General features: G+C 59.8%; 11 protein-coding genes. 5 read left to right on the plus strand and 6 right to left on the minus strand.

The annotated features are described in order from the left end of the window. Window positions 1-6: 6 nt before the first annotated feature. The 3 genes from J2Y56_RS07145 to J2Y56_RS07155 all read right to left on the minus strand — a co-directional run bounded on the left by J2Y56_RS07145 (window position 7) and on the right by J2Y56_RS07155 (window position 4769). Window positions 7-816, minus strand: coding sequence for a putative RNA methyltransferase (locus J2Y56_RS07145; protein WP_007947691.1), 810 nt, complete (start codon window positions 814-816; stop codon window positions 7-9). Continuing rightward, complete coding sequence (gene dapE, locus J2Y56_RS07150; RefSeq protein ID WP_007947692.1) at window positions 816-1967, minus strand: succinyl-diaminopimelate desuccinylase; 1152 nt, start codon at window positions 1965-1967, stop codon at window positions 816-818. Before dapE ends, J2Y56_RS07145 begins: the two co-directional genes overlap by 1 nt. A 210-nt stretch (window positions 1968-2177) precedes the next feature. After that, window positions 2178-4769 carry a glycosyltransferase gene (locus tag J2Y56_RS07155; RefSeq protein ID WP_310349480.1) on the minus strand — a complete coding sequence of 864 codons (2592 nt, stop codon included), beginning with the start codon at window positions 4767-4769 and terminating at the stop codon, window positions 2178-2180. 231 nt (window positions 4770-5000) lie between these two features. On the opposite strand from J2Y56_RS07155, the gene tcdA reads away from it, so the two are divergent. Next, window positions 5001-5813, plus strand: coding sequence for a tRNA cyclic N6-threonylcarbamoyladenosine(37) synthase TcdA (gene tcdA / locus J2Y56_RS07160; RefSeq protein ID WP_007947694.1), 813 nt, complete (start codon window positions 5001-5003; stop codon window positions 5811-5813). 111 nt (window positions 5814-5924) lie between these two features. Here the strand turns inward: tcdA and J2Y56_RS07165 are convergent, their stop codons facing one another. From J2Y56_RS07165 to J2Y56_RS07175, 3 genes are all read right to left on the minus strand, one after another. Beyond that, window positions 5925-6521 (minus strand): superoxide dismutase, encoded by a 597-nt coding sequence (locus J2Y56_RS07165; RefSeq protein WP_007947696.1) that lies wholly within the window; start codon window positions 6519-6521, stop codon window positions 5925-5927. A 176-nt stretch (window positions 6522-6697) separates the two neighbouring features. Continuing rightward, the gene (locus tag J2Y56_RS07170; protein ID WP_007947697.1) at window positions 6698-7300 is read right to left on the minus strand and encodes a LysE/ArgO family amino acid transporter; all 603 of its coding nucleotides are present in this window, start codon (window positions 7298-7300) and stop codon (window positions 6698-6700) included. 5 nt (window positions 7301-7305) lie between these two features. Then, window positions 7306-7707, minus strand: a complete 402-nt coding sequence (locus tag J2Y56_RS07175) for an ACT domain-containing protein (protein WP_007947699.1) — start codon at window positions 7705-7707, stop codon at window positions 7306-7308. A gap of 96 nt (window positions 7708-7803) precedes the next feature. Between J2Y56_RS07175 and J2Y56_RS07180 the strand changes: the two genes are divergently transcribed. The 4 genes from J2Y56_RS07180 (at window position 7804) to J2Y56_RS07195 (ending at window position 11837) form a co-directional block, all read left to right on the plus strand. Beyond that, a complete protein-coding gene (locus J2Y56_RS07180) occupies window positions 7804-8703 on the plus strand; it encodes a LysR family transcriptional regulator ArgP (protein ID WP_007947700.1) in 900 nt (299 codons plus the stop codon). A 94-nt stretch (window positions 8704-8797) separates the two neighbouring features. Beyond that, on the plus strand, window positions 8798-9790 hold the full coding sequence (locus J2Y56_RS07185) for an NAD(P)-dependent oxidoreductase (protein WP_007947701.1): 993 nt from the start codon (window positions 8798-8800) through the stop codon (window positions 9788-9790). A gap of 118 nt (window positions 9791-9908) precedes the next feature. Further along, complete coding sequence (locus tag J2Y56_RS07190; protein ID WP_310337178.1) at window positions 9909-10778, plus strand: ATPase; 870 nt, start codon at window positions 9909-9911, stop codon at window positions 10776-10778. A 210-nt stretch (window positions 10779-10988) separates the two neighbouring features. Then, complete coding sequence (locus J2Y56_RS07195; protein ID WP_007947703.1) at window positions 10989-11837, plus strand: cache domain-containing protein; 849 nt, start codon at window positions 10989-10991, stop codon at window positions 11835-11837. Window positions 11838-11948 lie beyond the last annotated feature (111 nt).

The following is an 11948-nucleotide window of genomic DNA, read 5'->3' on the forward strand; positions in this document are numbered from 1 at the left end:
AAGAGTTTATTGAAGAACAAAATAATCGTAGCGCATCGACACGGTGACCTCGAACGGCTCGGCCTGTTCGATGACTGCCGCCCGGCGTTCGGCACTGGCGCGCCAGCCGTGGGGTGTCATGGCCAACAGGTTCGCCCGGTCCTGACCGTTTGAAAGCGTCAGTTTGAATTCCAGGGTTTCGCTGTGTTGCAGCGCCATGCCTTCCGGCACCAAGGCCAGATGCTTGTCGTCGGTGTATTCACGCACTTCGTCGTACAACCGCTCGCGCAATTCCATCAAGTGGCCACTGGTCGGCCCGACTTTCATCAAGCCGCCACCGGGGCTGAGCAGGCGCTTGGCTTCTTCCCAGTCGAGCGGGCTGAAGACGCTGGCGAGAAACTGGCAACTGCCCGAAGCCAACGGCACCCGCGCCATGCTGGCGATCAACCAGGTCAGTTGCGGGTTGCGTTTACAGGCGCGTTTCACCGCTTCCCGGGAGATGTCCAACGCGTAACCATCGGCGTTCGGCAAGGCCTCGGCGATTTGCGCGGTGTAGTAACCCTCGCCACAGCCGATGTCGAGCCAGCGTTGTGGTGCATATTGCGCCGCCAGTTCGGCCAGACGCTTGGCCACCGGCGCGTAATGGCCGGCGTTCAAGAAGTCGCGGCGGGCTTCGACCATGGCCAGGTTATCCCCAGGGTCGCGGCTGTTTTTGTGCTGCACCGGCAACAGGTTCAGGTAACCCTGGCGCGCGCGGTCGAAACGATGCCCGGCGGGGCACGCCACGCCGTTGTCCACCGCGTTCAGCGGTTCGCTGCAGATCGGGCAGGCGAGCATCAGGCGAGCAACTTGATCAGGGTCTGGTAGTAGATTTCGGTCAGCACATCGAGGTCAGCGGCCAGTACGCGCTCGTTGACCTGGTGGATCGTCGCGTTGACCGGCCCCAGTTCAACCACTTGCGTGCCCATGGTCGCGATGAAACGACCGTCGGAGGTGCCGCCGCTGGTGGAGGCCTTGGTTTCACGACCGGTGATGTCCTTGATGCTCGATGCGACCGCGTCCAGCAACGCACCCGGTTCGGTGAGGAATGGCAGACCGGACAGCGCCCAGTCGATGTGCCAGTCCAGGCCGTGCTTGTCGAGAATGTCGGCGACGCGCTTTTGCAGGCCTTCAACGGTGGATTCGGTGGAGAAGCGGAAATTGAACACCGCCACCAGGTCACCCGGAATCACGTTGGTCGCGCCGGTGCCGGAGTTGACGTTGGAGATCTGGAAACTGGTCGGCGGGAAGAAATCGTTGCCGTGGTCCCAATGCTCTGCGGCCAGTTCAGCCAGGGCCGGGGCGGCGAGGTGGATCGGGTTCTTGGCGAGGTGCGGATAGGCCACGTGACCTTGCACACCGCGAACGGTCAGTTTGGCACCGAGGGAGCCGCGACGGCCATTCTTGACCACGTCACCCACCAGGGTGGTGCTCGACGGCTCGCCGACGATGCACCAGTCCAGACGTTCCTTGCGCGCGGCGAGGCGTTCAACCACAGCCTTGGTACCGTGATGTGCCGGGCCTTCTTCGTCGCTGGTGATCAGGAAAGCCACTTTGCCCTTGTGATCCGGGTAGTCGGCGACAAAGCGCTCGGCGGCCACGGTCATGGACGCGAGGCTGCCTTTCATGTCCGCCGCGCCACGGCCGCAGAGCATGCCATGTTCGTCGATCAGCGCGTTGAACGGGTCGATCTGCCAGGCGGTCACCGGGCCGGTCGGCACCACGTCGGTGTGACCGGCGAAGCACAGCACCGGACCGTCGTGTTTACCGTGGGTCGCCCAGAAGTTATCCACATCTTCGATGCGCATCGGTTCCAGCATGAAACCGGCATCGCCCAGGCGCTGCATCATCTGCTTCTGGCAATCGGCGTCGAGCGGCGTCACGGACGGACGGCGGATCAGGTCGATGGCGAGTTGAAGGGTCGGCGAAAGGTCGGCGTGGGCCGTCATGGAAAACTCCGGAAAACTGTAAATGTGGGAGCGAGCCTGCTCGCGATGAACGATGACACGGTCTGTATGACAAACCTCATCGCCTGCATCGCGAGCAGGCTCGCTCCCACAGGTATTGGGTCAAGCCATTGGGCGCAAGGCCTGCAAAATGGCGGTTATCTTAAAGCAAAACGGCGACCATTGGCCGCCGTTTAGTGCATCTGTACAGATTTAGACGGCTGGTACCGGCTCAGGCTCGGCGGCCGGTTTGGGCAGCGAAGACAGAAATGCCATGACCAGCGCCGCCAGATACGGCAACGACTGCACCAGCAACATGATCACCCAGAAGCGCATGTCGTTGCTCGGCAAGCCGTTCACCAGGAAGATCCCCAGCGCCGCGCCCCACAACAGCAGCATGATGAACACCTCTTCACGCGCTTCCGAAATGGCGACCCAGAAGCCATGGTTGTCGGCGTTTTTCGGCGTGCGGAAGAATGGAATGCTGCTGGTGAAGAAACCGTACAGCACCGCTTTGGCGATGGTGTGCGACAACGCGAGCCCGGCCAGAGCCGCGCAGAACGCATCTTTCAGGTTCACACCGACGGCGCGGCGATACAGGAAAATGATCTTGCCGACCTTGAACACGAACAGCGCTAACGGCGGGATCGCGAAAATCAGCAACGGTGGATCGACCCGCTGCGGCACGATAATCATCGCCGCCGACCACAACAACGCGCCGACCGTGAAGAAGATGTTCATGCCATCCGCAACCCACGGCAACCAGCCCGCGAGGAAGTGGTAACGCTGGCCACGGGTCAGTTCAGTGTCCTTGCCGCGCAGCAGGCTGCGCGTGTGACGCTTGATGATCTGAATCGCTCCGTAGGCCCAGCGGAAACGCTGTTTCTTGAAGTCGATAAAGGTATCGGGCATCAGGCCTTTGCCATAGCTGGTGTGGTAATACGCCGCCGACAGGCCTTTTTCGAACACGCGCAGACCCAACTCGGCGTCTTCACAGATGCACCAGTCAGCCCAACCGAGTTCCTCAAGCACCGAGCGTCGGGTCATGGTCATGGTGCCGTGCTGGATGATCGCGTCACGGTCGTTACGGGTGACCATGCCGATGTGGAAAAAGCCTTTGTATTCCGCGTAGCACAGCTTCTTGAAGGTGCTTTCGTTCTGATCGCGGTAATCCTGCGGCGACTGCACCACAGCAATTTTCGGGTCGGCGAAGTGCGGAACCATGTGCTTGAGCCAGTTCGGGTCGACGCAGTAGTCCGAATCGATCACCGCGATGACTTCGGCATCCTTGGCCGTGTGCGGAATCAGGTAATTCAGTGCGCCGCCCTTGAAACCGGCCAGCGGGGCAACGTGGAAGAACTTGAAGCGCGGGCCGAGGGTTGCGCAATAATCGCGTACCGGTTCCCAGACCGCCGGGTCCTTGGTGTTGTTGTCGATGATCAGGACTTCGAAGTCCGGGTAGTCGAGGTTGGCCAGGGCATTGAGGGTCTGTTTGACCATCTCCGGCGGCTCGTTGTAGCAGGGCACGTGGATCGAGACTTTCGGTCTGTAGTCCGAATCGCCCACCACCGGCAGGAATTCACGCCGGCGCTTGTGGGTCCAGACGGCTTCGGCCAGTTCATGGGCCTCGGTCAGCAAAACAATAAAGACCCCGAGTGCACCGAGGGCCAGGAGGAATCCGACGGTCAGGCTGAACCAGGTGCTGTATTGCTGGCTGTAGTCATAGCCGATCCACACCAACACCGAGCCGCACAGAAACGCGATGAAGGTCAGGAAGGTACGGCCACGTTGGCGCAGGGCCGAGCCATCAATCATCAGCAGGGTCAGGGACAGCAACGCCAACACGGCCGAACCGATCGCCAGCACCCGCCATTGCGGGATTGCGACCACCGGGCCTTCGAAGTTGAATTTCTGCTGGCGCGCGGCGTTGAACACACCCCAATACGCGCCCACCGAACCTTCGTCGCTGGCTTTCCACGGCTGGTCAAACGCTTCGATCACGAAGTAGTTGAAGCCCTGACGGTTGAGCTTGTTGACCAAGGTACGCAGGTAAATCGCCTGATCCGCCGGGCTGGCATCGGTGCCGCCACGCATACGACCGTTGCTCGGCCAGCCAACCTCCGAGAGCAGCAGTGGTTTTTTCGGGAACATCTTTTTCAGGTCGCGGGCGCGATCGAGAACGAACTGACCGGCCTTGTCCACCGGGATAAATTCCCAGTAAGGCAGGACGTGGGCCGCGATCAGGTCGACGTGTTTGGCCAGTTCTGGGTGTTCTTCCCAGACGTGCCACTGCTCGGAGGTGGTCACCGGCACTTTCACGGCCGCGCGGACGCGATCCAGCAGTACGCTGAGTTCGGCGGCAGTAATTTCCTTACGGAAGATTGCCTCGTTGCCTACAACCACACGAACCACGCTGCGCGAGGTGTTGGCGATTTCGATGGCGCGAGTGATTTCGCGCTCATTGCGCTCCTGGTCCGGGCTGATCCAGATCCCCAGGGTGACCCGCAGGCCGAATTCTTCTGCCAGTTTGGGAATGTCTCCCAAGGTGCCATCGACTGAGTAAGTACGGATGTTGTCCGTCAGCTTGCTCATGATCTCCAAGTCGCGACGCATTTGATCGTCGGTCGGGTATTGCTCTTTTTGTGGGTACTGGCCTTGCTGGTACGGCGAGTACGAGAAACCAGCGATCTGTTCAGGCCAGTTGGGGGCGGTGACCGGGCGATTGACTAGCGCCCAGAAGCCGGTAAACAAGGCTGCGATGGCGAGCACCACGACCAGGTTGAGTCCAAATTTACGCGATGACATGGTTATTTCGGGTTCCGGAGGCAGTGGAACGAAGGAACGGTCGGCAGGACGGCTGCCAAAGGACTTTTGGGCGCGCATCCTACACCGTGCTTTCACTTGCCGTACAAGAGGCAAGGAAAAGTCTGACGTTGGGCAATCCCGTTTCACATAAGTTCTTACACTTGTAGCCGGAAGGTTAAAAGTTCTCGCGCTGTGGCCCTATAATGCGCGCCGGTTTTTGGGGTATTGGTCATGAGCACAGAAGATCCGCGGTTTGCAGGCATCGCCCGTTTGTATGGCATTGAGGGGCTGGAGCGCCTGCGCGCGGCGCATGTGGCGATTGTCGGCGTCGGTGGCGTCGGTTCCTGGGCGGCAGAAGCCGTTGCCCGTTGTGGCGTGGGCGAGATTTCGCTGTTTGACCTGGACGACGTCTGCGTTAGCAACGCCAACCGTCAGTTGCACGCGCTGGACAGCACCGTCGGCAAACCCAAGGTAGAAGTGATGGCCGAGCGCCTGCGCGGGATCAACCCGGACTGCACGGTGCACGCGGTGGCGGATTTCGTCACCCGCGATACCATGGCCGAGTACATCACGCCGAACATTGACTGCGTGATCGATTGCATCGACAGCGTTAATGCCAAGGCCGCGCTGATTGCCTGGTGCAAGCGACGCAAGATCCAGATCATCACCACCGGCGGCGCGGGCGGGCAGATCGACCCGACGCTGATTCAGGTGTGCGACTTGAACCGCACGTTCAATGATCCGTTGGCGTCGAAAGTTCGTTCTACATTGCGCCGCGATTACAATTTCTCCCGCACAGTGACGCGCCATTACAGTGTGCCGTGTGTATTTTCCACCGAGCAACTGCGCTACCCGAAACCCGATGGCAGCATTTGCTTGCAGAAAAGTTTTGTCGGAGATGGCGTGAAGCTGGACTGTGCCGGCGGGTTTGGCGCGGTGATGATGGTGACGGCGACGTTCGGCATGGTCGCGGCGACCAAGGCTGTGGATAAGATTGTGGCGGGTGTGCGGCGCCCTTCGGATCGGGTTAAACCTGAGGCTTGATCGCCGAAAACGAGAAAAGCCCTGCAAGCGTAAACCTGCAGGGCTTCTCGGTCAGGCTGACCAGTTCATTAAGCCCGGCATAAAAGCCGGGTTTTTTGACTGGCGTCGAGCTTAAGCGGTGAAGGTTTTGCCTTCGAACTGCTCAGCCACGAATTTCCAGTTGACCAGGTTCCAGAACGCTTCAACGTACTTCGGACGCAGGTTGCGGTAGTCGATGTAGTAAGCGTGTTCCCAGACGTCGCAGGTCAGCAGCGGGGTGTCGCCGCTGGTCAGCGGGTTGCCGGCGCCGATGGTGCTGGCCAGGGCCAGGGAACCGTCAGCCTTTTTCACCAGCCAGCCCCAACCGGAACCAAAGGTGCCGATGGAAGTCTTGCTGAACTCTTCCTTGAACTTGTCGAACGAACCAAAGGCAGCGTTGATGGCATCAGCCAGCGCGCCTGTTGGTTGACCGCCGGCGTTTGGTGCCAGGCAGTTCCAGTAGAAGGTGTGGTTCCAGACCTGAGCGGCGTTGTTGAAGATACCGCCCGAGGAAGATTTAACGATTTCTTCCAGGGTCTTGCCTTCGAACTCGGTGCCTGGCACCAGGTTGTTCAGGTTCACGACGTAGGTGTTGTGGTGCTTGTCGTGGTGGTATTCCAGGGTTTCCTTGGAAATGTGCGGCTGCAGGGCGTCGTGTGCGTAAGGCAGCGGCGGCAATTCGAAAGCCATGATGATTCTCCTAATCAGGTCAGTTGCGGTGAGCGCAAGGCCGATCACGGGCGGCCAGACAAGCGCCGGGGAGTTTGTACTCTTTGCGGCGCAGGGAATCGGATCATAGCACCGGGGGTGCGGCATAACCACGCAACAACTGTGTGGAATAGAGGTTCCAGAGCCATTTGGAATAATTAAGGGGCGACGATTAATTGAAAGGCCACGGCAAACATCATCACCGCCACCAGCAGATCGAGAATTCTCCAGGTGCCAGGCCGTGCGAGCCAAGGCGCCAACCATGCCGCGCCCAACGCCAAGGTGAAGAACCACAGTAACGACGCACTCGCCGCGCCCACGACATAAGCGCCAGGCTCGGTTTGCTGCGCACCGAGGGAGCCAATCAGTAAAACCGTGTCCAGATAAACGTGTGGGTTGAGCAATGTCACTGCCAACGCGCTGAGCATGACCGCCCGCAGTGAGCGAGCAGTCTGGTTTTCACCCTGTTGCAGGCTCTGTTTCGAGCAGGCCCTGCGCAATGCCTGGCTGCCATACCAAATCAGAAACACCGCGCCTCCCCAGCGGGCAACCGCCAGCAATGTCGGGTTTTGCGCGAGCACGGTCGCCAGACCGAACACGCCTGCGGCGACCAGCAGTGCATCGCACGTCACGCACAACGCTGCCACCGGCAGGTGATGTTCACGCCGAAGACTTTGCGCCAGCACAAACGCATTCTGCGTGCCGATCGCCATGATCAGCCCGGCGGCCACCAACAGGCCGTTCACATAGCTTTGCCACATAAGGTTTACTCCGCGTTGGCTGCAAGGTCGCGCAGCACGCGCAGTGCGCGTTCGGCGTCGGCTTGACCGACAAACAGGTGGTCGTGGTAGTAACCGGCGATCACGTTGCAACTGATGCCGGCCTTGCCTAACGCGGTGGCGAAGGCGGCGGTCAGGCCGACGGCTTCCAGCGCCGAGTGAACATTCAAGGTGATCCAGGCCGCGACGTAATCGAAGCTGAAACCGGCCTGTTCGGCGTGGGAACGTTCCAGAATCACGGTCAGGCCTTCCTGCTCGCGAAAGCTGCCGACAATCTCAAGGCCCGCCGGCAGCTTGCCGTCGCGCAGGGTGCAAAACACATATTCGCCGGCGTTGAGTTGGGGGCTCATGCTGCGAAGCAGGGTTGCCAATGATGTTTCGCCAGCCATGTCGGTGTTCCTTGTTCAAGAGATCTTGATGGGCATTCTCCGCTGCTAACCTGTATAAGAAAAACCAATCATGCTGATCGCTCATTAGGAAAACTGATGTTCGACTATAAATTACTGTCTGCCTTGGCCGCCGTGGTCGAGCAAGCCGGTTTCGAACGGGCCGCCCAGGTGCTCGGGTTGTCGCAATCGGCGATCTCACAGCGCATCAAGCTGCTGGAGGCGCGGGTCGGCCAGCCGGTGCTGGTGCGGGTTACGCCGCCGGCCCCGACGGACATTGGCCGTCGCCTGCTCAACCATGTGCAGCAGGTACGTTTGCTGGAGCGCGACTTGCAGTCCCTGGTGCCGGCGCTGGATGAAGAGGGCCTGCCGGAGCGCCTGCGCATCGCCTTGAATGCCGACAGCCTTGCCACTTGGTGGGCGCAAGCGGTGGGCGACTTTTGCGCCGAACAACACCTGCTGCTGGACCTGGTCGTCGAAGACCAGACCGTCGGCCTCAAACGCATGCGTGCCGGAGAAGTAGCGGGGTGTCTGTGCGCCAGCGAGCGCCCGGTGGCCGGTGCCCGCAGCGTTCTGCTGGGGGCCATGCGTTATCGGGCGTTGGCCAGTCCGGCGTTCATCGCGCGCCATTTTCCGGACGGCGTTCGCGCCGACCGACTGGCGAAAACCCCGGCGCTGGTCTTTGGCCCGGACGATTTCCTGCAACATCGCTACCTTGCTTCGCTGGGGGTGGATGGCGGTTTCCAACACCATTTATGCCCCTCGTCTGAAGGCTTCATTCGTTTGACCGAGGCCGGTCTCGGCTGGGGGCTGGTCCCGGAATTACAGGTGCGCGAGCAACTGGAGCGTGGTGTTTTGAGGGAGCTTTTGCCAGATAAGCCCATCGACGTGCCGCTGTACTGGCATCATTGGCGCAATGGCGGTCAACTTCTGGGGTTGTTGACCGACCAATTGGTGCGTTCGTCGAAGCAATGGCTGGTGCCTTGGACGCAGCCGTAAGCGTCAAGCTGCAAGCGGCAAGTGAGCGCTTGCGGATCGTTTTTAACTTGCAGCTTGTGGCTTGAAGCTTACATCTGCATTTGTGGAGCACTACATGAAAATTCTGGTCACCGGCGCAAGCGGCTTCATTGGCGGACGCTTTGCGCGTTTCGCCCTGGAGCAGGGCCTGGACGTGCGGGTCAACGGTCGCCGGGCCGAAAGTGTCGAACACTTGGTGCGCCGTGGCGCCGAGTTTATTCAGGGCGACTTGAGCGACCCGGAACTGGCGCGCGAGCTGTGTTCAGACGTCGAGGCCGTGGTCCATTGCGCGGGGGCGGTGGGGTTGTGGGGACGCTATCAGGACTTTCATCAAGGCAACGTCCAGGTCACGGAAAACGTGGTCGAGGCTTGTCTGAAGCAGCGCGTTCGCCGGTTGGTGCACCTGTCCTCGCCGTCGATCTACTTCGATGGCCGAGATCGACTGGGCTTGACCGAAGAACAGGTGCCCAAGCGTTTCAAGCATCCTTACGCCGCGACCAAATTCCTGGCCGAGCAGAAAGTCTTCGGCGCCCAGGAGTTCGGTCTGGAAACCCTGGCCCTGCGCCCGCGTTTCGTCACAGGTGCCGGTGACATGAGCATTTTTCCGCGACTGCTGAAAATGCAGCGCAAAGGACGCTTGGCGATCATCGGTAATGGCCTGAACAAGGTCGATTTCACCAGTGTGCAAAACCTCAACGAGGCGTTGCTCAGCAGTTTGCTCGCCAGCGGCTCGGCCTTGGGCAAGGCCTACAACATCAGTAACGGAACGCCGATTCCCTTGTGGGATGTCGTCAATTACGTCATGCGCAACATGGAAGTCCCACAAGTGACGCGCTACCGTTCCTACGGTTTGGGCTACGCCGCCGCAGCGCTCAACGAAGGGGTGTGCAAGCTATGGCCGGGGCGTCCCGAGCCGACCTTGTCGCGACTGGGGATGCAGGTCATGAACAAAAACTTCACCCTGGACATCAGCCGCGCCCGGCATTACCTGGACTACGATCCGAAAGTCAGCCTCTGGGCCGCCCTCGATGAATTTTGCAGTTGGTGGAAGGCTCAGGACATCCGCTGACCTGCCAGCCTGGCCTGCCGGCACTGAACCGAGTCGGGTGTAGAGAGTCAATCGGTGCGGCTGTGGGGGTTATACTCGCCGCATAAAGCCATCACCTCGTTCTACAAAGGTTGATTCAATGTCCATGCGTAACGATGCCAACGACGATTTCGATGTACCGAGTCTGCGTGCTGACAGCCTCGACGATGATTACCCGCCTACCGTTCGTACTCGCGTGCATTCGCGGCCGGCGCCGGTGGTAAAAGTCAAAAGCGCCAGCACAGGCCCACTGTGGGCGTTGGTCGGAGCGTTGTTTTTTGCGTTTGCCGGCCTTGCCTGGTGGAGTTTTCAGCAGATCTCGCTGATGGAACAACAACTGGTGGCCACCCAGGAAAGTTTCGCGCGTATCAGCGAGGAAGCCGCAGGGCGCTTGCAGGACATTTCCGGCAAGGTCGTCGCCAGCCAGACCAACGTCACCAGCGACAGCGAAGCGCTGAAGCTGCAAATCAAAGTCCTGGAATCCAAACTGCTGGATCAAGGCAAACAGCAAGAAGGCGTTGTTGGGCAGGCCTCGGATCTGGACAAGCGTCTGGCGCAGATGACGGCACAAACCAGTGAACTGGATAAGCGACTGGCGCAACTCACCGCCCAGGACACAGAGCATCAGGCGGCCAATACGCAATTGCAGGCCCAGGTCAAAGCCTTGAGCGCTGAACTCACCGCCCTGAAAAGCGCGCCGGACGACAGCAGCAAATTCGACGCTCAGCTCAAGAGCCTGGGCGCCGACATTGCCGCGCTGAAAAAACAAGGCAACCCAAGCGCCGCTATCGAGCGTCTGGAGGAAGAGATAATTGTGCTCAAAAGCGTGCAGGACAACCGTCCGGCCGCTGCGCAAGGTTCCACCAATACCGCCGAGTTTGACGCGTTTCGCGGCCAGGTCACCCGTAATATCAACACTCTTCAGGCGCAGATCCAGAATTTGCAGCAACAACTTCGCGCACGGCAGTAGAGCCGCCACACCGCTCCTGTAGCAACTGGCGCAGCCTGCGTCGGCCGGTCCGCGCTCGGGCGAAGCAGTCGTGAAATCAGTCCACGCGTTTATCAGACAAATTGCGGGGTCGGGACACAGCCTCGCTGGGGCTCGACAGCTGCTACAAATTCGTAGATATCCAACGGCCGTCTACGCTCTTGAAACACCAATAAGATTGAGGGATGCACTATGGGGGTTCTGCAAAAACTGGCATTGCTGGGCGCGATGCTACTCCTGTGCCTCGGGCAGGCTCAGGCCGCCGGTACGGAAAAGGAAGACAGTCAGGCCGCCAAAGCCTTGCTGGAGAAGGCCCTGGCCTATTACCACGACAATGGCGACAAGGCTTTCGCGGCATTCAGTCGTCAGGGCGAGTTTGTCGACAAGGATCGCTACGTCTTTGTGGTCGACACCAAAGGTGTGATGCTCGCGAGCGGCGGGCCGTCTGCGGCGTTGATCGGACGTGATGTCACCGAAACCCTCGGGCCGGACTTGCAGAAAGCCTTCAAGGACGCGGTTAACGTGCCGGAGAGCAATGGTATTCAGGAGGCGGAATACCGCTGGCAGAACTGGGAGGACGGCAAAGTCGAGCGCAAACATGTGTACTTCCAGCGCGTCGGTCAACGGATTCTGGCGGTCGGTTACTACCTGCCACGGGCATCGGCGGAACAGGCAATGGCGCTGCTGAACAAAGCCGCGACCGATCTGGCCAAGGACGAGAAGGGTACGCTGACCGCGATCAACTCCCTCAAGGGCGGTTACTTGCAGGATGATCTGTATGTGTTCGTTGTCGACCTGAACACCCAACGTTACGTGGCCCACGGCACCAACCTGCGGCTGGTCAACACCGACTTTGGCGCGATCAAGGACCCGGAAGGCAATCCGGTGGGTGAGCCGATCCTGGCTTTGATGGCCAAGAAGGATTATGGCGATTACAAGTACCGCTGGAAAAACCCGGTGACCAACAAGATTGAAGACAAGCATGCCTACCTGAAAAAGGTCGGGCATTTCCTGGTGGCTGTCGGGTATTACAGCCCTTGATTTTCAGTGACTGACAGACCGATTTCGCGAGCAGGCTCGCTCCCACAGTAGATCGCCGGTTATCACAAAATTTGTGTACGCCAGAGATCAGGGTGGGAGCGAGCCTGCTCG

Origin of the sequence: Pseudomonas sp. BE134 (assembly GCF_031456105.1) — a bacterium.
Classification (GTDB): domain Bacteria; phylum Pseudomonadota; class Gammaproteobacteria; order Pseudomonadales; family Pseudomonadaceae; genus Aquipseudomonas.